Below are 23,074 nucleotides of genomic sequence, written 5' to 3'. Positions count from 1 at the left end.
CAGTTCATGTCGGGCCAGGGGAACTGGCCCGGCACTTCATCAGAACTTCCAGCTCACCGATGCCGTGACGTTGCGCGGGGAGCCGTAGTTGCTTTGCCCGTAACGTACGCTTTGCAGGTATTTCTCGTTGGTCAGGTTGTCGAGGTTGAGCTGGGTGCTCCAGTGCGGGTCGATATCATAGCTGGCCATCAGGCCCACCAGCATATAGGCAGCCTGGTTTGCTGCCGGGGTGTCGTCGTTCTCGACCTTGCTTTGCCACTTGAGGCTGCCGCCCACTTTTACCTGCGGTGCCATCGGCAGCTTGTAGGCCATGGAGGTGGTCAGGGCATTGCGCGGTATAAACTTGCGCCCGCGGTTGTTGTCGGCATCGGTGATATAGACGTAGGTATAGCCCCCGCTGATTTGCAGGCCCGGCGCCAGTTCGCCCGAAGCTTCCAGTTCTACACCGCTGCTCTTATACGACATGCCGTCATACAGGTAACCGCCCAGGGAAGGGTTGAAACCTGAGTAGGTGGCAACGTTATCCTGCTTGGTATGAAATACCGCTGCCGAAACGTCCAGTTTCTTGTCCAGCAGATGCCCCTTGATCCCGGCCTCGTAGCTCTTGCCTTCCAGCGGGTCGAGCACCTGGCCCTGGGTATTGAGGTAGTACTGCGGGTTGAAAATCTTGGTGTAGCTGGCATACAGCGAGTACTGCGGCGTCAGGTCATAGACTACGCCAGCGTACGGGGTGACTTTGCCATGAATGCTCACGTCCCGCCCCGAACCGTAGTTTTCACCGTCGCTGTCGGCACTGAGCATGCGCGCACCGACGATCAGGTGCAGGTCGTCGGTAAGGCTCAACCGTGTACCGGCGTAGAGACTCTTCTGGCGGTCGGTGTAATTGGAGGTCGCGTCGGCATTGGCCATGTTGTAAGCAGGCTTGGGGATGACGCCGTTGAGGGCATCTTCCAGCGACACCGGGGTGTAGTACGAGGAGGTGCCGTACAGCGAGGTTTCCTGGGTACGGGAACGGGCCACGTTGGCGCCGAAGGTCAACTGGTGCTCGCGGCCGCCCAGGCTGAAAGGCCCGCTGAACGAGAGGTCGCCATCCAGCTCGCGGGTCTTGCCTTTGTAGTTGGAGGCCAGCCCGGTATAGCCGGTGCTAGAGGCGCTGTTGGCATAGATGTAGAACATGTCGGTGTCTTCGCGATGCTCCATGGCGGTTACGGTCAGCGTGGACTTCCAGTCATTGGCGAAGTGGTGCTGCCACTCGGCGAAGGCGCGACTGGTGCGTACATCCCAGTACACCCAGGGCTGGGCAATGTTGGCACTGGTGCTGCTGTAGTGCAGGGCGTTGCCGCTGCTGTCGGTCAGCGGCAGGGAGCCCCAGCTGGCACCGTTGGCATTGCTTTTCTGGTCTTCATAACCGACGGTCAGCGTGTCGTCGTCACTCAGGTCGAAGGCGAGCATGCCACTGAAGATGTTCTTTTCCCGGGAATAACGATCCAGATAAGAGTTGCCCACTTCGTTGGCATAGATCACTCGCCCGCGCACATTGCCCGAATCGGTCAGCGGCCCGGAGACGTCGAGATCGACCCGGCGCTTGTCCCAGGAGCCGGCGCTGACGCTGACCTTGGCCTCAGGCTCATAGGTGGGGCGTTTGCGGATAAAGTTAACCGTGGCCGACGGGTTGCCAGTGCCGGTCATCAGGCCGTTGGCGCCGTGCAAGACATCAACCTGCTCGTAGGGTGCGGTGTCGATATCACCCACCAGCACGCCGCCGGTGAGCCCCATGCCCATGCCGTCGTACTGGAAGTTGGTGATGTCGAAACCGCGGGCAGTGAAGTAAGTCCGGTCGGTCTCGACCTTTTGCACGTTGACTCCGGGGGTACTGTCCAGCACATCGCGAATACTGTTGAGCTTGAAGTCGTCAAGTTGCTCGCGCTTGATGCTGGTGATGCCCTGGGGTGTTTGCCCGGCGGTGAGGTTCAATCGCGTCGTAGTGGCGGCGGGTTTGGCTTGATAGCCCGGTGGTGCATCTTCACTGTCGGCGGTGCCGGTGACGCTGGTGGAAGGCAGGTTCAAGGTGTATTCGTCGGCTGATGCCGAATTGAGCATGCCCAGTGCGACAAGTGTAAGGGCGGACGTCGGAAGGCTGAACAGTGAGCGCATGATCTGCGGATACTCCGGGCTGGAACTGCGTAAACGAGAATTAGTTACAAAGTTTTACATTTGTGCAAATGATAATCAATGCTCTTAACTATTCTTTACGCATTGTTGCAAAATCCTTGCTGCGGTCTTTTTATCGGGCACCTCGGCGCCTCGACCAAACGCCGCCTGCCGAGTATCTGCAAAATCTCGCCAACGGCTCTGCGTGAAGGCTATAAACTGTCAGCCTGTGTGGTTCCGGCTTGAAGCGTCGGAGCCGGTTCATCATCGATAGCGAGTAGTGCATTCATTAAATGAGCAACCCCACCTCTACCTCTAAAGCCAACTGGCAGCCTGTAATCGCGCTGGCGCTGGCCGCTTTTGTGTTCAATACCACCGAGTTTGTGCCGGTGGGGCTGCTGAGTGCGATTGGCGCAAGTTTTGACATGGCCACGGCCAGGGTCGGGCTGATGCTCACCATCTATGCCTGGGTGGTTTCGCTGGCTTCCTTGCCGATCATGCTGGTGACGCGCAACGTTGAGCGGCGCAAGTTACTGCTGGTGCTGTTCGGGTTGTTTATCGCCAGTCATGTACTGTCGAGTCTGGCGACCAGCTTCGGCATTTTGTTGCTTAGCCGGATCGGCGTGGCGCTGTCCCATGCGCTGTTCTGGTCGATAACAGCCTCTCTGGCGGTGCGTCTGGCGCCTGAGGGCAAGCAGGTGCAAGCGCTGGGGTTGCTGGCCACCGGTACTTCGCTGGCGATGGTGATGGGGGTGCCCCTGGGCCGTTTGCTGGGCGAGGCCATGGGCTGGCGTACCACTTTTCTGGTGATCGCAGCGCTGGCGGTGTTGCTGGTGCTGTGGTTGGCGCGCACTTTGCCGTTGCTGCCAAGCCAGAATTCCGGCTCGCTCAGAAGCTTGCCGGTGCTGTTCAAGCGCCCTGCACTGGTGGCTGTGTATCTGTTGACGGCGGTGGTGATCACGGCGCAATTTACCGCGTACAGCTATATCGAACCCTTTGTGCAGAACGTGGCGGGTATGAGCGGCGCTACCGTGACCCTGATCCTGCTGCTCTTCGGCGGTGCGGGGATTTTCGGTTCGCTGTGTTTTAGCTGGTTCCACAAATACAGCCCGCTGGGCTTCCTGCTGACCGCTGTGGGCCTGATCGCGCTGAGCCTGCTGTTGCTGTTGCCGGCCAGCAACTGGATTGAATCCCTGGGGGTGTTGAGCATCATTTGGGGGATGGCGATCATGGGCTTTGGCCTGGCGATGCAGTCCAAAGTACTGACCCTGGCGCCGGACGCGACGGATGTGGCGATGGCGATGTTTTCCGGTATCTACAATATCGGCATTGGCGGCGGGGCATTGCTGGGCAGTTCGGTGGGCAGCCATTTCGGTTTTGCCTGGATCGGGCTGGCAGGTGGTTCGCTGGCGGGGCTGGCGTTGGTGTTCTACGCCTGGACCATGTACCGGCTAAACCGCAGCGCCGCACAGGCCTGACATACCGGGGCTTTGGCGCAAGGCTAGAGCCCCGGCAGGTTTACACGATGATCAGCACCCTCCCGATCGCAGCCTCGTTCCACTCGTCAACGACTACAACATGGAGTAGGTGGCGAGGCAGAAGAGACAACCCCTGATCTCAGGATTCAAACCTTTGAATCCTGAGATCGGCAGAACCTGAACAAACACGCTGTCGAGATGCTCCAGGCCATAGAGTGCAGCCTGGAGTTACTTGTCAGCGGCCACAAAGTCCCGGTTTCAGGCTTGCACTTTGATTGGCACGGGTAATCACCGTGATGACCGCCAATGCCGCAATGACCAGTCCCGGTGAAGTCGCCAGCAGCACCCCGGTCGTTCCGGCCCCGGCGGCGAGGATCTGACCTGCTGCCAAGGGACCTGCAACCGAACCCAGGCGCCCGATAGCGACTGCAGCGCCGACGCCGGTTGCCCGTACGGCTGTCGGATACAGCGGCGGAGCCATTGCATAGAGCACCAACTGCGCCGCCATTACAAACAGGCCCACGGCAAAGCCTGCAGTGGCCACGGGCACAATCCCTACCGAAAAGCCGATCCCGGCCAGTGATGCGAGTAGCCCGGCATAGACGCCCAGAACCACCTTGATCGGGTTGCAGCGGTCCAGCAGCAGGCCACCGAGCAAGGAGCCCAAAGCACCGCCTATGTTGAACAGCATTTGCACCATGCCCGCTTGCGGCTTGGTGAAACCCTGGGCCAGCAGCAGTGTGGGCAGCCAGTTCAGCAACATGTACATCACGGTCAGGGTAAAGAAGTAACTGAGCCACAACGCCAGGGTCGAACGGCCACGACCTTCACCAAACAGTGCCTGACCCGTAGACACGCGCAAAGCCTGGCTGGCGTCCTGGCGGAAAACCCGGGACTCGGGCAGCAGGATGATCATCAGCGGCACGACAAGCAACGGGGCTAGCCCGCCGATGATAAAGGTGGTTTGCCAGTGGTCATGGGAGAACATCGCCACTACGGCTGCCATTGCGCCACCCAGTGGCACGCCGCAATACATGATGCTGATCGCTGTGCCACGACGGCGTTCGTCTACCGCTTCAGCACATAGGGCGATCAGGTTGGGCAAGGCAGCTCCCAGACCAAGGCCGGTCATGAATCGCACCAGCAGCAAGTGGTAGTAGCTGTCTACATAGGCGGTCAGCAGGGAGAAGACGCCAAACAGGATGACCGCGCCGATGAGGATCTTTTTACGGCCGACTCGATCGGCAATCCAGCCGCCGAAGAATGCACCGGGCAGCAGGCCGATGATCCCGACACTGAACACCCAGCCCATCATTTTCGGGTCCAGGTCAAAGGTTTGACGCAGGCCGGCGGCGGCAGTGCCCGCGGCTTGCAGGTCAAACCCTTCGATAAGCGCAACGATAAAGCACAAAGCGATTGTCAGCGTCGAACGATGCTGTGGAGTGTTCATGGACGAACCTCGTTATTGTTTTTGTAGGGGGGCTTTCAGCGAGCCAAATAAAGATTAACAAAGATAACTAAAAAAAGAAGCTGCGAAGGTATTTGCTAAAAAATCAGCTTAAACGTGTTTAAAACAGGCTTTTAGCCAGTGCGTGCCTGTAATTATCAAAAATAGATAAGAAACATAATGTTCGATTATCGATCATTTAAGATTGACGTTGCTTTGACTTGTTTCCATTCTCTGGCCCAGGAAACGCCATGAGAGCGTTCTGGTTCTGTCAAAAACAACAATAAATGGACATTCAATATGCATACGCTCAACCAAGGCGCCCTGCGCTTGTTCCCGCTTTCGTGCATTGCCCTGTGCCTGCTCAGTACCCCTGTTTGGGCCCAGGGATTTATCGAAGACAGTCACGCCACCCTGACCTTGCGCAACTACTACATGGACCGTGATTACAAGGACGATGGCGCCAAGACCGCAGCGCGGGAATGGGCCCAAGGCTTCATTGCCAACATGGAGTCGGGCTTTACCGAGGGCACGGTCGGTTTCGGGCTGGATGTGCGTGGTCTGCTGGGGGTCAAGCTGGACTCTTCGCCTGACCGCAGCGGCACCGAACTGCTGCCGGTCGATAGTGACAAACAGGCTGCGGATGAGTACTCGCGACTGGCCTTCACCGGCAAGCTGCGTTATAGCCAGACCACGCTCAGGACCGGTGATGTGTCGATTTTTCTGCCGTTTGCCTTTGCCAGCCCGTCGCGGCTGTTGCCCCAGACCTTTCGCGGGACCACCGTCAGCTCCAAAGAAATTGACGGCCTGAACTTCAACACCGGATATATCGACGCGATCAACAAACGTGACTCCACCAACTACCAGGCCATGACTATCGCGTCGCCCAATGGCCGATTCAAGGGCTCGGCTGAAACCTCGCACCTGGCTTACGGCGGTGGTGATTATCAGGTCAACAAGAACCTGAGCGTGCGCGCCTACCATGTCGAGGTGGCGGATTTGTACAAGCAAAGCACCCTGGCATTGCTGCACGATCTGCCCCTGGGTGATGGCGTGCTGACCACCGACCTGCGCAGTTTTTTCAGTGACGAGGCGGGCAGTGCCAAAGCAGGCAAGGTCGACAACATCAACGCATCGGCGCTGTTGGGGTATCGGCTGGGAGGGCATCGTTTAAGTGTGGGCTACATGCATTCCAGCGGTGATACGGCGACGCCTTACATCTCGGGTACAGAGTTGATGGGCATGAGCGAAATGACCATGAGTTCGGATTTTCTCAATGCCAAGGAGCGCACCTGGCAGGCCATTTACGACTACGACTTCACGGCGGTGGGGGTAGTGGGATTGAAAGGGCGGTTGCGTTATGTGCGCGGTGACAATATCGAACTGGTGTCCTTGAATGCGGATGATCGCAAGGAGCGCGAGTTTCAGATGGAGCTGGGGTACGTGATACAGAGCGGGCCGCTGAAAAACCTGGGCCTTTTGGCGAGGAAGTCTATTTACCGCAATGACTTCCCGGCAGGTGCGGCCTTTCGCGACGAAAACCAGACCCGCTTCCTGGCCATCTATACCTTGCCGATCTGGTAGGGCCAATTGTCTATTTGCTGGAGAGCCGTGCGAGGCCCTGCGCGTGTTGCGGTTTTGCGACCGCTTCACGCTCGAACGTAGCCTCGTTCTACTCGTCAACTGCTACGCAGTGGCATGAGTTGTGAAAATCGTAGCAGCTGCCGAGCCGTGCGAGGCTGCGTTCGGCTGCGCAGCAGTCGTGAAATCAGCTTTCACTATTGATCAGGCACTGCGCATGTTGCGGATTTGGTAGCTACAGCGCTGGGCTATTCCTGATACACCTTTTTCAGCAGGCGCAGCAGTTCTTCACGCTCGGCGCTATCCAGCGCCGAGGTCGCGTCGATGTCGCTTTGCGCAGCAATAGCCTTAAGCTCTTTGAGCAGGGCTTCGCCGGTCTTGCTCAGGAATATGCCGTAGGAGCGTTTGTCGGGTTTGCAACGAACCCGTACCGCCAACGCCCGACTCTCCAGCTTGTTCAACAATGGCACCACTTGCGGGGGCTCAATCGCCAGCGCCCGGGCCAGGTCCGCCTGCATCAGCCCGGGATGCTGGTCAATGATCGCCATTGCCGAAAACTGCGCCGGACGCAGGTCGTGGGTCGACAGCCGGCTGATCAGGTTCTGGAAAAGCTTGAGCTGGGCGCGGCGCATGGCATAGCCGATCAGTTCGTCCAGCGCGGTGTCCAGAGGAGCCTGTACGTCCGGGCTTTCAGGCATGGCCTCTTGGGCGACGACAGGGGTGGCTGGCTTGGCCATAAATAGAGGGGTCCTTGCTCGAATGAAGTTAATAAACGTATCTAGTTTGCCGCGGTTGCTGGTTGATAGCCATCGCTGCGTTATTTTACGAGCGTTTGCCGCAAAAAAAATTGGTTAATTTAATTAATGGTTAATTGACATAACTAATTATGCCGGTTAGTTTTCACTCATCTTCAAGCGAACAACAAGAGAGCAATCGCTATGAGCCAATACGAAGGCCGCTGGAAAACCGTCAAAGTCGAAATCGAAGACAGCATCGCCTGGGTGATACTCAATCGTCCGGAAAAACGCAATGCCATGAGCCCGACCCTGAACCGTGAAATGATCGACGTGCTGGAAACCCTCGAGCAGGACCCGCAGGCGGGTGTTTTGGTGTTGACCGGCGCGGGCGATGCCTGGACGGCGGGCATGGACTTGAAGGAGTACTTTCGCGAAGTGGACGCCGGTCCCGAGATTCTTCAGGAGAAAATCCGCCGTGAAGCGTCGCAGTGGCAATGGAAGTTGCTGCGCATGTACGCCAAGCCAACGATTGCCATGGTCAATGGCTGGTGCTTTGGTGGTGGTTTCAGCCCGCTGGTGGCGTGCGACCTGGCCATCTGCGCTGACGAGGCAACGTTCGGCCTGTCGGAAATCAACTGGGGCATTCCACCGGGCAACCTGGTCAGCAAGGCTATGGCAGACACCGTAGGCCATCGCCAGTCGCTGTACTACATCATGACCGGCAAGACCTTCGACGGGCGTAAAGCCGCCGAGATGGGCCTGGTCAATGAGAGCGTACCGCTGGCGCAGTTGCGTGAAGTCACCATTGAGCTGGCGCGCAATCTGCTGGAGAAAAACCCGGTTGTACTGCGTGCGGCCAAGCATGGCTTCAAGCGTTGCCGCGAACTGACCTGGGAGCAGAACGAAGATTATCTGTACGCCAAGCTCGACCAGTCGCGACTGCTGGATACCGAAGGCGGGCGTGAGCAGGGCATGAAGCAGTTCCTCGATGACAAGAGCATCAAGCCAGGCCTGCAAGCCTACAAGCGCTAATCTCGCTGTTCAGGGTGCGCCGGGCGCACCCTGTAAATGAATTCCCGATAACGACAATAAAGAGGAATCACCATGTTGGACGTGCCCCTGCTCATTGGCGGAAAGTCGTGCCCGGCCCGTGATGGTCGAACGTTCGAACGCTGCAACCCGGTGACGGGTGAGGTGGTGTCACGCGTGGCCGCCGCCACCCTGGAAGATGCCGATGCCGCAGTTGCCGCGGCTCAGGCTGCTTTTCCCGTGTGGGCCGCGTTGGCGCCCAATGAACGGCGTACCCGGTTGCTCGCTGCTGCCGAGTTGATGCAGGCACGGGCGAGCGAGTTTATCGAGGCAGCGGGTGAAACCGGGGCTATGGCCAACTGGTACGGGTTCAACGTCAAGCTGGCGGCCGGCATGCTTCGTGAGGCCGCCTCCATGACCACCCAGATCAACGGCGAAGTAATCCCCTCCGATGTGCCCGGCAGTTTTGCGATGGCCTTGCGCCAACCCTGTGGCGTCATCCTGGGCATCGCGCCCTGGAATGCCCCGGTGATTCTGGCAACCCGTGCTCTGGCCATGCCGCTGGCGTGCGGCAACACCGTGGTGCTCAAGGCTTCCGAGCTGAGCCCGGCAGTTCACCGGCTGATTGGCCAGGTATTGCAGGACGCGGGACTGGGCGATGGCGTGGTCAACGTGATCAGCAATGCTCCGGTAGATGCGCCCGCGATTGTAGAGCGACTGATCGCCAATCCGGCGGTGCGTCGGGTCAACTTTACCGGCTCAACCCACGTGGGGCGCATTGTTGCCGAGCTGGCAGCCCGTCACCTCAAGCCGGCCCTTCTTGAGCTGGGGGGCAAGGCGCCGTTTCTGGTACTGGATGACGCTGACCTTGACGCCGCAGTCGACGCCGCAGCCTTTGGCGCTTACTTCAATCAGGGCCAGATCTGCATGTCCACCGAGAGGCTGATCGTGGACAGCAAGGTGGCGGATGCCTTTATCGACAAGCTGGCAGCCAAGATTGCCACCTTGCGCGCCGGTCATCCCCAGGCGGACGACTCGGTACTCGGTTCGCTGGTGGACGCCAGCGCCGGTGTGCGGATCAAGGCGCTGATCGACGATGCGGTCGGTAAAGGCGCGCGGCTGGTGGTGGGTGGTCAGGTCGAAGACAGCATCATGCAACCAACGTTGCTCGATGGTGTGACCCCGAGTATGCGCCTGTACCGCGAAGAGTCTTTTGGCCCGGTTGCCGTGCTACTGCGCGGGGACGGCGATGAGGCCTTGCTGAGTCTGGCCAACGATTCGGAGTTCGGTTTGTCGGCGGCGATTTTCAGTCGGGACACCGGGCGTGCCCTGGCACTGGCCCAGCGGGTCGAATCGGGCATTTGCCATATCAACGGCCCTACGGTCCACGATGAAGCGCAAATGCCCTTTGGTGGGGTCAAGTCCAGCGGTTACGGCAGTTTTGGCGGCAAGGCGTCGATCGAGCAATTCACCCAGTTGCGCTGGATCACCTTGCAGAACGGGCCGCGCCACTACCCGATCTGATTGTCTGCACAAGGCATAACAATAATAAGGAGTCATGCCTGCGCCATGCCGCTTAAGTGTCGGACGGGCCGCGCATGCCTTGTTGGAGGAGCATGACGTGAGTATCGAATTCAAATCCCCGGCCAAGTCCCCTACGTCCCCGGCACGTTATCGCGAGGTGGCCATCGGTCACCCGGCGGTCGAAGTGCTTGAGGTCGGCGGCATCTTGCACATGCGCTCCCTGGAAACCCTGGAGCCGATGCCCGAACGCTTGCTTGATCGCCTGGTGCACTGGGCGCAGGTCCGGCCCGAGCACACCTTTATCGCTGCACGGGACAGTGATGGCGAGTGGCGTCGCATCAGCTATGCCCAAATGCTGGAGGACGTTCGCGCCATTGCGCAAAGCCTGCTGGTGTATGGTCTGGGGGCAGAGCGTCCGCTGGCAATCCTGTCAGGCAACGATATTGAGCATTTGCAGATGGCGTTGGGGGCGATGTACGCCGGTATTCCTTACTGCCCGGTTTCACCTGCCTATTCGTTGCTGTCCCAGGATTTTGCCAAGTTGCGCCATGTCTGCGACCTGTTGCAGCCAGGCCTGATCTTTGTCAGTGATGCGGCGGTCTATCAACGTGCCGTGCACGCAGTATTGCCCGCAGGGACGCCATTGGTAGCGGTACGTGGCGAGATGGCGGGGCGGCCCCAGGTGAGCTTTGCCAGCTTGCTGGAGCAGGCGGGCGGCGCCGAGGCCCAGGCTGCGTTCATGGCGTCAGGCCCGGACACCATCGCCAAATTCCTCTTCACTTCAGGCTCTACCAAACTGCCCAAAGCGGTGATTACCACCCAACGCATGCTCTGTGCCAATCAGCAAATGCTGTTGCAGACCTTTCCGGTATTTGCCGAAGAGCCCCCGGTGCTGGTGGACTGGCTGCCCTGGAACCATACGTTTGGCGGCAGTCATAACCTCGGTATCGTTCTGTACAACGGCGGTACGCTGTACCTGGATGGCGGTAAACCAACGGCTCAGGGCTTTGCCGAAACCCTGCGCAATCTCAAGGAAATCTCGCCGACTGCCTACCTCACCGTGCCTAAGGGCTGGGAAGAGCTGGTCACTGCGCTGGAAACTGACAGCGACTTGCGGGCACGATTTTTTGCCCGCATCAAACTGTTCTTTTTCGCCGCAGCGGGCCTTTCGCAAAGTATCTGGGACCGGCTCGACCGGGTTGCCGAGCAACACTGTGGCGAGCGCATCCGCATGATGGCCGGGCTGGGCATGACCGAGGCTTCGCCTTCATGCACCTTCACCACCGGGCCGTTGTCGATGGCCGGTTATATCGGTCTGCCGGCGCCGGGCTGTGAGGTCCGGCTGGTGCCGGTGGACGGCAAGCTGGAGGGGCGCTTTCGCGGCCCGCACATCATGCCCGGTTACTGGCGCGCCCCCGAGCAGAGTGCCGAGGCGTTTGACGATGAAGGCTTTTACCGCTCAGGTGATGCCATCAAGCTGGCCGATCCTTGCAACCCGCAATGGGGGTTGATGTTCGATGGACGACTGGCCGAGGACTTCAAATTGTCCTCCGGGGTATTTGTCAGCGTGGGGCCGCTGCGAAACCGGGCCGTGCTCGAGGGTTCGCCCTATGTTCAGGATCTGGTGATCGCAGCGCCGGATCGCGAGTGTCTTGGTGCGTTGGTATTTGCCCGTCTGTACGAGTGCCGACAGTTGTCGGGCTTGCCTGCGGACGCCAGCGATGCGCAGGTGTTGGCCAGTGAACCGGTACGCCAGTGGTTTGCTGACTGGTTGCAGCGGCTCAATCTCCAGGCCAGTGGCAATGCCAGTCGCCTGGAATGGATCGCGCTGCAGGATGAGGCCGCGTCGATCGATCGCGGTGAAATCACCGACAAGGGTTCGATCAATCAGCGTGCAGTGCTGCAATGGCGAGCGGCGCATGTGGAAGCACTTTATCGCGGGCAGGCGCCTTCGATCCTGCGTGCAGGCAAGCCGTCGTGAGCCCTGGAGGGCAGTACTCGGCATTCACCGATGTCGCCATTCTTGAGGCGGTTCGTACACCATGGGTCGACCTGGGTGGGGCATTGGCCCAGGTTTCACCGATTGATATGGGAATCAAGGTCGCCCGTGAAGTGCTGGCCCGTGCCGGGCTGGGCGGGCAGGCAGTGGACTCGGTACTGGCGGGTTCAATGGCTCAGGCCAGTTTTGATGCGTACATGTTGCCGCGTCATATCGGCCTCTACAGCGGTGTGGCACAACAGGTGCCTGCCCTGGCGGTGCAGCGTATTTGCGCCACAGGGTTTGAACTGTTGCGCCAGGCTGCCGGGCAGTTGCATGACGGCATGGAACTGGCGCTGTGTGTGGGCACCGAGTCCATGTCCCGCAACCCGATTGCCGCCTACACCCATCGTGGTGGATTCCGCCTGGGGGCGCCGGTCGAGTTCAAGGATTTTCTCTGGGAAGCGCTGTACGACCCGGCTCCCGGCGTGGACATGATCGCCACGGCGGAAAACCTGGCCAAGGATTATGGCCTGAGCCGTGAGGCAGTGGACGGCTATGCCCTCAATAGTCACCAGCAGGCACTTCGCGCCCAGGCCAGCGGCTGGCTGGGGGATGAAATCGTCACCCTGCGCAATGAAGTGTTTGAACTGGAGGGCTGTCAGCCGCGTGGTATCAGCCTGCCGCGTCGATGTGAGTCTGTCAGCCTCGACAGTCATCCGCGTGCCACCGACGCCGTGGTCCTTGCCAGGCTGGGAGCCATTCACCCTGATGGTGTGCAAACGGCGGGTAACAGTTGCGCAGTGGTGGATGGCGCCGCTGCCGCGCTGGTCGCCCGTGCATCGGCGGGGCAGCCGGGCCTGGCAAATTTGCTGGCGACGGCGGTGGTCGGTGTTGCGCCACAACGGATGGGTATCGGCCCGGTACCTGCGATCCAGTTGCTGCTCAAGCGCAGCGGTTTGGCGCTGGACGCGATTGATCTGTTTGAAATCAACGAGGCGCAGGGCGCACAGATTCTGGCAGTGGCACAGGCACTGGAACTGGACCGGCAAAAACTCAACTGCCGTGGCGGCTCCATTGCTCTGGGGCATCCCCTGGCTGCCACCGGCCTGCGCCTGGTGCTGACCCTGGCGCGGCAGCTGCGCGAGCAGAATCTGCGTTATGGCATTGCCGCTGCGTGTGTCGGGGGTGGGCAGGGCATGGCGGTACTGATCGAGAATCCGCATTTTTCCAAGATTTGAGGTTTTCCCATGTGGCAATACCAGGCACCGCTGCGCGACATGCAATTTGTCATTGAACACTGGCTCGAGGCCCCGCAGGCCTGGGCACAAACAGAGCGATTCCAGGATCTCGATCTGGCGCTGGCCCGCCAGGTGCTTGAAGAAGCCGGGCGGTTCAGCTCCCAGGTGCTTGCGCCGATCAACAGCAGTGGCGACCGCCAGGGGTGCAGCTTCGAAGCGGGCCGGGTGACAACGCCAGCTGGCTTTGTCGAGGCGTATGTTGCCTACACCGAAGGCGGGTGGTCAGCCCTGGCCTGCGATGAGGCCTACGGCGGTCAGGGCTTGCCACAGCTACTCGACGCGGCGCTGCAGGAGATGCTCTATGCCAGCAACCATGGCTGGGCCATGTACACCGGCATCGCCCACGGTGCCTATCTGTGCCTCAAGGCCCATGCCCCGCAGTGGATCAAGGCGCGTTATTTGCCGCAGATTGTCAGCGGTGAAGTCTTGCCCACCATGTGCCTGACCGAACCGCAGGCAGGCAGCGACGTCGGCCTGCTGCGCTGTCGTGCCGAACCGCAAGACGACGGCAGTTATCGGGTAAGCGGCAGCAAGCTGTTTATCTCTGGTGGCGATCATGACCTGAGCGCAAATATCCTGCATCTGGTGCTGGCACGATTGCCCGGTGCGCCTGCTGGCAGTCGGGGCATTTCGCTGTTTCTGGTGCCCAAGCTGCTGGACCACCATCAGGTCAACAGCGTGCGTTGCGACGGTATCGAACACAAGATGGGGATCAAGGGCAGCGCGACCTGTTCGCTGGTGTTCGAGCAGGCACAAGGCTGGCTGATTGGTGAGGCCAACCGAGGCTTGGCGGCGATGTTCGTGATGATGAACTCGGCGCGGCTGCATGTGGGGCTGCAGGGGTTGGGGCACGCCGAAGCGGCGTGGCAGAACGCTCGCGACTATGCCCTGGAGCGCAAGCAGATGCGTGCGCCGGTTCGGCCTGCCGGGATCAGTGCTGACGCCGCCGACCCGATCCATTTTCACCCGGCCATGCGTCGTACCTTGCTGGAGTTGCGCGCCTGTACCGAGGGCATGCGGGCCGTGGGCTATTGGGTGGCGCATCTGCTCGATGAGGCAGAGCACCTAGGGAGCCAGGCTGACCGTCAGCACGCCCTGCAGCTGGCAGAAATGCTGACGCCAGTGATCAAGGCGTTTTTCACGGATCAGGGGTTTCGCCAGGCCAGCAACGCTTTGCAGGTGTTCGGCGGCTACGGCTATGTCAGCGAATTCGCTATCGAGCAAACCCTGCGCGACAGCCGTATTGCGATGATTTATGAGGGCAGCAACGAGATCCAGGCCAATGACTTGCTGTTGCGCAAAGTGCTGGGCGATGACGGTCGGGCGTTTGCCGCGTTGCTGGCGGTGATGCGCCAGGAGTCCGCGCTGGCCCTGGACGCCTCGGAGTGTGCCGGTTTTGCCGCTGAGCTGGAGCGACTGTGCGACAAGCTTGAAGCGGTGGTGGCTGCAGTTCGTGAGCGCGCTGGCGAGGACGTCGAGTATCCCTATCGGGTTGCCGGGGACTTTCTGCGGTTGTGCGGGGTGGCCCTGCTGGGGTTTGCCTGGGTACGAGGGGCGCGTGTGTCCCGTTTGCTGCCCGACAGCGACCCGGTACGGGCCAGTAAACTACAGACTGCGCAGTTCTTTTTTGCTTATGTATTGCCAGAAGCCGACTACCGCATTGCCTCCATCCGTGGCGCAATGGCGAGGCTGGCGTTTGTCGAGTGATACCCGGAACGCATGGCCTCAGTGGATCCAATAAGCGGTTTTTAGAGTGAGTAATAATGGGTTTCTGGCCAGAGAAGATTTCTGGCCACGAGATTGGTCGATAATCGCACCCTAAAGTTTAGCTGGTCCTGATTCGCTAACACATTGAATTCAAAAGATAAAAACAATTTATATGTGTTGGTTTCTGTATCTGATGGACCGAATTATTGAGATTCTGACAAACCCTCATATTGCCTGTGGATCCATTAACGGGTTGACTAGCGCCCTGGCGTTGGCTGGATTTCTTCCTGACCGTCGCCCATAAAAATTACAAAAAAGGGTCTCGTCATGAAAGGCTTATCCAGAGCACAGAACTGTCACAGTTCTGTCCGCTTTATGTCTGCGCGTACTGCCGTGTTTTGCGCTTGCCTTGCCCGGGTTGCTTGCGACAGGCAGGTGCAATGATGGATATCAATCTGAAAGCTCGCGTTGATAACGGTCCGATGGTGCGATTTCAATGGCTCGCCATCGGGATCTGCATTGTTTTGAACATGATCGATGGCTTTGATGTGCTGGTGATGGCGTTCACGGCGGCTTCGGTGTCGGCCGAGTGGGGCCTGAGTGGAGCGCAGATCGGCATGTTGCTCAGTGCCGGGTTGTTTGGCATGGCGGCGGGTTCACTGTTTCTCGCCCCCTGGGCGGATCGCATTGGTCGACGCCCATTGATCCTGTTGTGCCTGGCGGTCAGCGGCACGGGCATGCTGCTTTCGGCATTGAGCCAGACACCGGTGCAGTTGGCGTTTCTGCGCGGGCTTACGGGGCTGGGGATTGGCGGGATTCTGGCCAGCAGCAACGTGATTGCCAGCGAGTATGCCAGCAAGCGCTGGCGTGGCCTGGCAGTGAGTCTGCAATCCACCGGCTATGCCCTGGGCGCAACGCTGGGGGGGTGCTGGCAGTCTGGTTGTTGACCCATTGGGGCTGGCGTTCGGTGTTTGTTTTCGGCGGGGTTGTGACCTTTGCGGTGATCCCGCTGGTGCTGTTGTGGCTGCCCGAGTCGCTGGACTTTTTGCTTGCGCGCCGCCCGGCCACGGCCTTGCAGCGTATCAATAGCCTGGCCCGGCGCCTGGGGCAGCCAGTCTTGAGCCAGATGCCTGCTGCAGTGGTGAATCCGGCGGGTCACAGTACCGGCCTGAGCAAACTTCTGGCGCCTGCCTTGCGCCGCACTACGCTGCTGATCTGGCTGTTGTTCTTCCTGGTAATGTTCGGCTTTTACTTTGTGATGAGCTGGACGCCAAAACTGCTGGTCTCGGCCGGGCTTTCGGCGCAACAGGGCATTACCGGTGGCGTGCTGTTGAGCGTTGGGGGGATCTTTGGCGCGGCGCTGATCGGCGGCTTGTCATCGCGCTGGCCGCTGACCCGGGTATTGTCGCTGTTCATGCTGATTACCGCGGGCTTGCTGGTGCTGTTTGTCGGCTCGGGGTCTTCGGTCATGGCCGCGTTGGGGCTTGGGTTGCTGATCGGGCTGTTTTCCAACGGCTGCGTTGCCGGGCTCTATGCATTGTCGCCAGTAGTGTATGACGCATCCGTACGAGCGACGGGGGTGGGCTGGGGGATCGGCATTGGTCGTATCGGCGCTATCCTGTCGCCCATTGTGGCCGGTTTTCTGCTGGATGCCGGCTGGCAGCCCCTGCACCTGTATGGCGTGTTTGCAATCGTCTTCGTGATCGCGGCCGGTTGCTTGCTGCTGCTCAAGCCGTCTACTTCGCAGGCCCAACCGGCGCTGGCGCAGGCCTGATTCAACCTTCTGATCAAAGCCCGGCCTGGCCGGGCGCATTCCCATGTCTATCTATCTGTCTGGGCGGGCTGTGTCCGCTGCGGGGAGCGGCTGCGCCCAAAATTCGGAGAACAATAATAATGAAGATGCTTACAGGTGTGCTGTCGTTGTCTGTTTGTGCCTCGGCAATGGCCGAGGGTGAAGGTTTTTTTGACGGTGCGAAAGCAGATTTGATGTTGCGCAACTACTACTTCAATCGAGATTTTCGTGACCATAGCGCAGGCAAAAGCAAGGTGGATGAATGGGCGCAGGGCTTTATCCTGAAATTCAGCTCCGGTTACACCCCAGGGCCTGTGGGTTTTGGCCTGGAAGGGATTGCCATGCTTGGGATCAAGCTCGACAGCAGTCGCGTGGCCAGGGGTTCAGAACTGCTGCCGGTGAACAGCGATGGTCGCGCGGCCGATAACTTTGGCCGGGCAGGGCTGGCGGCCAAGGCGCGTTTTTCGCAAACGGAAATGAAGGTTGGCGAACTGCTGCCGGATGTTCCGGTGTTGCGTTACGACGATGGGCGACTGCTGCCGCAGACCTTCCGTGGCGCCATGCTGGTGTCCAGGGAGATTGAAGGCCTGGGGCTGCAGGCAGGGCAATACCGGGCCGTGAGTTTGCGCAATTCTTCGGACATGCAGGATCTCGCGGCGTGGGCTGCGCCGGGTGTGACCTCGGACCGATTCAACTACGCGGGGGCTGAGTACCGTTTCAATGAACAGCGTACCCAGGTGGGGGCGTGGCATTCGCAGTTGGCGGATATTTATCAGCAGAGCTATTTCAATCTGCTGCACAAACAGCCGGTGGGTGACTGGGTGCTGGGCGCCAATCTGGGGTACTTCATTGATAAGGACGATGGCAGCGCGCGTATCGGTCGGGTCAGCAGTCGCACAGCGTACGGATTGTTCTCGGCGGCTACGGGCGGACACACGTTGTACCTGGGGTTGCAGAGGGGCAGCGGGGATAGCGGCTGGATGTCGGTGTACGGCAGTAGCGGGCGCACGCTAGGCAACGACATGTTCAACGGCAACTTCAGCAATGCCGACGAGCGCTCCTGGCAAGCGCGTTACGACTACAACTTTGCCGCGCTCGGGGTGCCCGGGTTGCTGGCGATGGTTCGCTATGGTCATGGCGACAACGCCACCACCAAACAGGGGGCTAACGGCAAGGAGTGGGAGCGCGATACCGAGGTTGGCTATACAGTCCAGAGCGGCACGCTGAAGAACCTCAGCTTGCGCGTCAACAACGCCACCAACCGTCGCAGCTTCAACAGCGACTTCGACCAGACCCGTGTGATCGTGAGTTATCCGTTGTCGATGTAGGGGGGGCTGCGATGCAGGCAGCTCGGAATGTCTGCCGAATTGCGTCGATGCCCTCGCGAGCAAGCCCGCTCCCACAATGAGGTGTGCCAGGCAGTAGGTTTTGAGAGCGGCGCACTGCCTGTGGGAGCGGGCTTGCCTGCGATGGCGTGCTCGCCAGGGCCGATTTGTGCGCCGCTCAATCTCTATAGCTGCTCATGCGTTACTATGGCCGCTCATGTTTTCTGGATGCTGCCTGGATGAGCAAACCCGGTCAATTGGTGCTGATTGCACTGCGCAAGATGATTGCCTCAGGCGAGCTTGCCGCTGGCGAACGCCTCATGGAAATTCCCACTGCCGAGTTGTTCGGCGTCTCCCGCATGCCGGTACGCATGGCCTTTCGCACGCTTGAGCAGGAAGGCTTGCTGGTGCGTTTCGGCGGGCGCGGTTTTCAGGTGCGTTCGGTCAGTGCCAATGATATCGCCGGTGCGGTGGAGGTACGCGGGGTGCTTGAAGGTCTGGCGGCACGTTTGACGGCTGAGCGCGGGCTGTCGGGAGATGCGCGGGCCGCCCTGGAGTTGTGCCTGCTGCAGGGGGATGAGCTGTTCGATAAAGGCTTCGTCACCGAGGACGATCTTGAGATCTATCACGACCTCAATATGCGTTTTCATCAGGTTATCGTTGAGGGCAGTCACAACCCGGCCATAGCCGATGCCCTGGCACGCAATGATCATTTGCCGTTTGCATCAGTGACGGCGCTGGCGGTTGATCGCAAAGACATGGTCCGTGAATACCGTCGCTTCAACTATGCCCATATGCAGCATCATTCGGTGTTCGATGCGCTGGTCAGTCGTCAGGGCGCTCGCGCCGAAGCCATCATGCGCGAGCACGCCAACGCGACGTTGCGTTATGCCGAAATCTTCGGTTCGGCCACCGCCAATGAGCGGATGAAAGTGATCCACCGCTCCGATTGACGCTTAGATATCCAGCACCAGCAGGGGCGATTTCGAGCGCGAACAGCACGGAGTGAACTGATCGTTGCAGGCTTGCTCATCTTCGGTAAGGTACATGTCGCGATGATCCGGAACGCCTTCCAGCACGCGAGTCAGGCACGTGCCGCACACCCCTTGCTCGCACGACATGGGTATATCGATGCCATGACTTTCCAGGACCTGGACCACGGTTTTGTCCGCCGGTATATCGAAGACCTGACCGGTGCTGCCCACCTTGACCGAAAAGCTGCCATCGTTGCTGCTGTCAATCGGGGCGGCGGCGAAGTACTCCCGGTGCAGGGCGTGCTCCTGCCAATCCTGGGCGCGCGCACTGTCGAGAACATGTTGCATGAAACCACCGGGGCCGCACACGTACAAATGGGTGCCGGGCTGCGGGTTGGCCAGTACCTGGGCTGCATTCATGGCGGTCTCAGGCTGCTCGTCGAAGTGCATAAACACCCGGTCAGCAAAAGACGAGTTGCGCAGGCGTTCGACAAAGGCCGCTCGCTCGCCGGACCGTGCGCAGTAATGCAGTTCGAAATCTGCGCCGTTGTGGGCCAGACGCTCCGCCATGCACAAAATCGGGGTGATCCCTATGCCCCCTGCAAACAGCAAACTGCGCCGGGCTTCGTGGGCCAGCGGAAACAGGTTGCGCGGTTCACTGATGCGCAGGCAATCGCCACTATTGATCTGTTCATGCAGGCTTTGCGAGCCGCCCCGTGAGGCTGGATCCTTGAGCACGCCGATCAGGTAGCGATGCTGTTCGTCAGGATGGTTACACAGGGAGTATTGGCGAATCAGTCCGCCGGGCAGGTGCACATCAATGTGCGAGCCTGCACTGAAAGCGGGCAGGGCGCTGCCATCGGTGCTGGCCAATTCATAGGTGCAAATGCCCTGCGCTTCGTTGTTGCGAGATACCACCACCACATCAATCATGCTGCTTCCTCAAAGCGTTGCCATTGAGGGGGCTGGCCCAAGTGTGCTCGCCCCCGTGCGGAAATTACTGCGCAGTGGCGATCAGTTGTGATTCGGGCGTGCGTTCGCTGGCGATGATGCGGTCCAGGACGCGGCGTGACTGCACGCCACCCGAGTCGATATTGAGCTTGAGCAGTGCGCGTTGCGGGTGGTCCAGCAGGTTTTGTTGCTGTTGTTCGAGCATCTCCAGGTCTTCGCTGAAGATTTTGCCCTGGCCCTCGCGGATGGTCGCGGTAAGCGCATGATCCTGCGGGTTGAAGTTGCGTGCCATCCCCCAGAAGTACCAGATCGAGGTGTCTGTTTCGGGGGTGATGAAGTCGACCACGATGCTCGATGCCTTGAACTCGGGAGCTGCGTGATAGCCGCCTTTGCCCGCGTGAGCGACCCCGACTTCGATCAGGACGTGGCTGGGTGCAGAAAAGCGGCATATCTGCCAGCGGTCTACCGGCACATCGTCAGCCAGATTATTGCCGCGCAATGCCATGCGCCAGAACGGCGGAGCCATGATGTTTTCCATGTGCCGCGCCGTGATGACTTCGTTGCCTTCAACCGTGGTGTTCGGTGCGACTTCGTCGATTTCCTTCTGGCCAATGCTGGAGGCGTGTACGTAGGTTTCGTGGGTCAGGTCCATCAGGTTGTCGATCATCAGGCGATAGTCGCAGCCGATATGAAACAAGCCGCCGCCATAGGCCCATTCATCGCTCACCGCCCACTCCAGGTGGTGGATCAATGCAGGATCGGCTTGATCCTGATCACCGGGCCATACCCAGATAAAGCCGTAGCGTTCGACTACGGCATAGGTTTTGTTGCACGGGAAACCGCGTACCCGTTGTCCGGGCATCTCGACGGTTTTGCCGTCGCAGCCCATGACCAGGCCGTGATAGCCGCACACCAGGTTGCCGTTTTCGACATAGCCCAATGACAGAGGGGCGCCGCGGTGCGGACAAAAGTTCTCGACAGCGGCGACCTTGTTTTCATGGCCGCGATAAAAAACCATTTTCTCGCCGCAAATCTGCCGGCCTAAAGGCTTGTCGGTGATTTCATCGGGGGTGCATGCGACATACCAGGTGTTTTTTGGGTACATGACCAATCTCCAGATCAGGTGTTATTGCTCTTATGGATCCATTAGGCGGTATAGGGATCTTTCAAGTCAATTTTGCTCTGGAGTAATATCGGGTTTTAATAGGGTTTTTGGCGATTACCGAACACAAAATGCAAAGGTGGTTGCTGATAGTGGATCCATTAAAGGTTTTGATGGCGTGCATGATGCCTGCGGCGCTATATGGGTGACCGCCAGAATTCAGAAGGAGTGTTGTGAGGGCTTGTCTTCAAGTTTGTCTTCATCGGGCTTCACCCCGTTGTAGATCATGGACAGGCCCAGGTCCAACAGGTGCAGGAAAGGTAAAAGGGTATATTTTTCACTGCTGGTTCGTACCCCTTCGGCAGCAGCTACGGGGGATTGTCAGGCCGATGTGCTGACCATCGACCCCGAACTGCCACTGCCCTGGGCCGTCAATGCTTGCAGCAAGGCTGCCGTCGCCGCCTGCAGCGCTGCTGCTGTCGCAGTCACCTGGGCCTGGGCTCCGGCCACGGCGGCGGCTTTACTGGCTTCGTTCTGGTCGCTGGCCTGGATGCTTTGCAGGGCCTGCATCTGCTGCTGAAGCTGCTTTTGCAGCTGTGCGATCTGTTTTTTCAGCTGCTTGACCGTGTCCGAACTGTCGTCATCACTGTCAGCCGCAGGCGCCGCATTAGCGTCTCGGGCCGCCCGTGGCTTGACCTGCTCGGTGGCCGTCGCGCCGGCATCACTCACGGCTGTGCTGTCCGTGGCCTTGCTGGCCGTGGCGGCGGGGGTGCTCTGAATATTCAGGCTCGATGCCAGGGGATTGATGCTGCCAACCATGTCGATGCGTCCTTTAGACTCGTTGTCCTACAGGACATCGGCAGGTTGCGCTGGCTCTTTAATAGCGCGGCGGAAAAAAGCCGGGCAAGCGCTCATATGCTTATGCAATAAAAGTATTTAAATTTAATTTCTTATATCTATAAAGTCATACCCCTGCGTACAGGTCGACCAATCGACGCGCCGCACGAAATGAACCAGCACGGGTCCACCGTGAGTTTCTGATCGATCTGCGCGCCATTGGGCGTGCCCTGCGTGGGAGTGATTTATGTCTGCACCGTCTGCCTCTGGGATTGCCGCGAGCATCGCGCCTCAAGCCTTTGAAATCCTTCCTTTCAGCGGCGCCGTGGGTGCCGAAATCATGGGTCTGGATCTGGCTTTGCCGGTCAATGACCAGGACTTTGCGCGTATCCATCGTGCTCATCTGCAGCATCACGTGGTGGTGTTTCGTGATCAGTGCATTACCCCGCAGCAACAGATCGACTTCAGCCGTCGCTTCGGCATCTTGCAGATCCATGTGCTCAAGCAATTTCTGCTGACCGGTCACCCGGAAATCCTTATCGTCTCCAACATCATCGAAAACGGCCAGTCCATTGGTCTGGGCGATGCAGGCAAGTTCTGGCATTCGGACCTGTCCTATAAAGAGCTGCCAAGCCTGGGCTCGATGCTGCATGCCCAGGAGCTGCCTGCCGAGGGCGGCGACACTCTGTTCGCCGATATGCACAAGGCCTGGGATGGCCTGCCTCAGGCCTTGCGCAAGGCGGTTGAAGGGCGTTCGGCTGCACATTCCTATACGGCGCGCTACAGCGAAAGCAAATTCGAGGGTAACTGGCGTCCGACCCTGACCCCGGAGCAACTGGCACAGGTGAACGAGGTGGTGCATCCAGTGGTGCGTACCCATCCGGAAAACGGCCGCAAGGCGCTGTTTGTCAGTGAGGGCTTTACCACTCGCATTGTCGGCCTGCCCGAGGACGAGAGCCGGCAGTTACTGGCCGAGCTTTACGCCCATAGCGTGCAGGAGCAGAACATCTATCGCCATCAGTGGCAGCCCCATGACCTGGTGTTCTGGGACAACCGTTCGCTGATCCATCTCGCCGCCGGATGCCCAAGCCATCTGCGCCGCAAGCTGTATCGCACCACCATCCAGGGCAACGCGCCTTTCTGATTGACTCATTTCAAGG

At 59.4% G+C, this 23,074-nt stretch carries 16 protein-coding genes and 1 pseudogene; 11 read left to right on the top strand and 6 right to left on the bottom strand.

Translation table 11 applies throughout. The features are described 5' to 3' along the window. Positions 1-39: 39 nt before the first annotated feature. Positions 40-2,154, bottom strand: coding sequence for a TonB-dependent siderophore receptor (locus PPTH39_RS02650; protein ID WP_095018019.1), 2,115 nt, complete (start codon positions 2,152-2,154; stop codon positions 40-42). A 290-nt stretch (positions 2,155-2,444) separates the two neighbouring features. Here PPTH39_RS02650 and PPTH39_RS02645 point away from each other — a divergent pair, with 290 nt between their 5' ends. Beyond that, a complete protein-coding gene (locus PPTH39_RS02645) occupies positions 2,445-3,629 on the top strand; it encodes a sugar transporter (protein ID WP_095000379.1) in 1,185 nt (394 codons plus the stop codon). A 235-nt stretch (positions 3,630-3,864) separates the two neighbouring features. On the opposite strand, the gene mhpT is transcribed toward PPTH39_RS02645, so the two are convergent. Beyond that, positions 3,865-5,079: a 3-(3-hydroxy-phenyl)propionate transporter MhpT gene (gene mhpT / locus PPTH39_RS02640; protein ID WP_095000378.1), complete on the bottom strand. Its 1,215-nt coding sequence runs from the start codon at positions 5,077-5,079 to the stop codon at positions 3,865-3,867. Between the two features lie 297 nt (positions 5,080-5,376). On the opposite strand from mhpT, the gene PPTH39_RS02635 reads away from it, so the two are divergent. Next, positions 5,377-6,660: an OprD family porin gene (locus tag PPTH39_RS02635; protein ID WP_095024733.1), complete on the top strand. Its 1,284-nt coding sequence runs from the start codon at positions 5,377-5,379 to the stop codon at positions 6,658-6,660. A gap of 245 nt (positions 6,661-6,905) precedes the next feature. Here PPTH39_RS02635 and PPTH39_RS02630 read toward each other — a convergent pair whose 3' ends face one another. Next, positions 6,906-7,394, bottom strand: a complete 489-nt coding sequence (locus tag PPTH39_RS02630; protein WP_095000376.1) for a MarR family winged helix-turn-helix transcriptional regulator — start codon at positions 7,392-7,394, stop codon at positions 6,906-6,908. A 201-nt stretch (positions 7,395-7,595) separates the two neighbouring features. Here PPTH39_RS02630 and PPTH39_RS02625 point away from each other — a divergent pair, with 201 nt between their 5' ends. The 8 genes and pseudogenes from PPTH39_RS02625 to PPTH39_RS02590 all read left to right on the top strand — a co-directional run bounded on the left by PPTH39_RS02625 (position 7,596) and on the right by PPTH39_RS02590 (position 19,003). Then, on the top strand, positions 7,596-8,426 hold the full coding sequence (locus PPTH39_RS02625; RefSeq protein ID WP_019822412.1) for a p-hydroxycinnamoyl CoA hydratase/lyase: 831 nt from the start codon (positions 7,596-7,598) through the stop codon (positions 8,424-8,426). A 72-nt stretch (positions 8,427-8,498) separates the two neighbouring features. Continuing rightward, positions 8,499-9,947, top strand: coding sequence for an aldehyde dehydrogenase (locus PPTH39_RS02620; protein WP_130871544.1), 1,449 nt, complete (start codon positions 8,499-8,501; stop codon positions 9,945-9,947). A gap of 97 nt (positions 9,948-10,044) precedes the next feature. After that, positions 10,045-11,928, top strand: a complete 1,884-nt coding sequence (locus PPTH39_RS02615; RefSeq protein WP_095026478.1) for a feruloyl-CoA synthase — start codon at positions 10,045-10,047, stop codon at positions 11,926-11,928. Continuing rightward, a complete protein-coding gene (locus tag PPTH39_RS02610; RefSeq protein ID WP_130871543.1) occupies positions 11,925-13,166 on the top strand; it encodes a thiolase family protein in 1,242 nt (413 codons plus the stop codon). Before PPTH39_RS02615 ends, PPTH39_RS02610 begins: the two co-directional genes overlap by 4 nt. Positions 13,167-13,175: 9 nt before the next feature. Next, the gene (locus tag PPTH39_RS02605) at positions 13,176-14,933 is read left to right on the top strand and encodes an acyl-CoA dehydrogenase (protein WP_095020012.1); all 1,758 of its coding nucleotides are present in this window, start codon (positions 13,176-13,178) and stop codon (positions 14,931-14,933) included. A gap of 443 nt (positions 14,934-15,376) precedes the next feature. Beyond that, a pseudogene (locus PPTH39_RS02600) lies at positions 15,377-16,707 on the top strand (MFS transporter). Between the two features lie 119 nt (positions 16,708-16,826). After that, entirely contained in the window at positions 16,827-18,053 is a 1,227-nt protein-coding gene (locus PPTH39_RS02595; RefSeq protein ID WP_130871542.1) for an OprD family porin, read from the top strand. A gap of 236 nt (positions 18,054-18,289) precedes the next feature. Beyond that, on the top strand, positions 18,290-19,003 hold the full coding sequence (locus PPTH39_RS02590) for a GntR family transcriptional regulator (protein ID WP_095000370.1): 714 nt from the start codon (positions 18,290-18,292) through the stop codon (positions 19,001-19,003). A 3-nt stretch (positions 19,004-19,006) separates the two neighbouring features. On the opposite strand, the gene PPTH39_RS02585 is transcribed toward PPTH39_RS02590, so the two are convergent. The 3 genes from PPTH39_RS02585 to PPTH39_RS02575 form a co-directional block, all read right to left on the bottom strand. Beyond that, complete coding sequence (locus tag PPTH39_RS02585) at positions 19,007-19,957, bottom strand: PDR/VanB family oxidoreductase (protein WP_130871541.1); 951 nt, start codon at positions 19,955-19,957, stop codon at positions 19,007-19,009. Between the two features lie 64 nt (positions 19,958-20,021). Continuing rightward, complete coding sequence (locus PPTH39_RS02580) at positions 20,022-21,080, bottom strand: aromatic ring-hydroxylating oxygenase subunit alpha (protein ID WP_130871540.1); 1,059 nt, start codon at positions 21,078-21,080, stop codon at positions 20,022-20,024. 378 nt (positions 21,081-21,458) lie between these two features. Then, positions 21,459-21,896 carry a hypothetical protein gene (locus tag PPTH39_RS02575; protein ID WP_095000367.1) on the bottom strand — a complete coding sequence of 146 codons (438 nt, stop codon included), beginning with the start codon at positions 21,894-21,896 and terminating at the stop codon, positions 21,459-21,461. Positions 21,897-22,161: 265 nt separating this feature from the next. On the opposite strand from PPTH39_RS02575, the gene PPTH39_RS02570 reads away from it, so the two are divergent. Then, positions 22,162-23,058 (top strand): TauD/TfdA dioxygenase family protein, encoded by an 897-nt coding sequence (locus PPTH39_RS02570; RefSeq protein WP_130871539.1) that lies wholly within the window; start codon positions 22,162-22,164, stop codon positions 23,056-23,058. The last annotated feature ends 16 nt before the right edge of the window (positions 23,059-23,074 follow it).

Source organism: Pseudomonas bubulae (assembly GCF_900618535.1).
In the GTDB taxonomy this organism is placed as follows: domain Bacteria; phylum Pseudomonadota; class Gammaproteobacteria; order Pseudomonadales; family Pseudomonadaceae; genus Aquipseudomonas; species Aquipseudomonas bubulae.
Note: the sequence above shows the minus strand (reverse complement) of the source record. Positions and strands in the feature narration are given on the sequence as shown.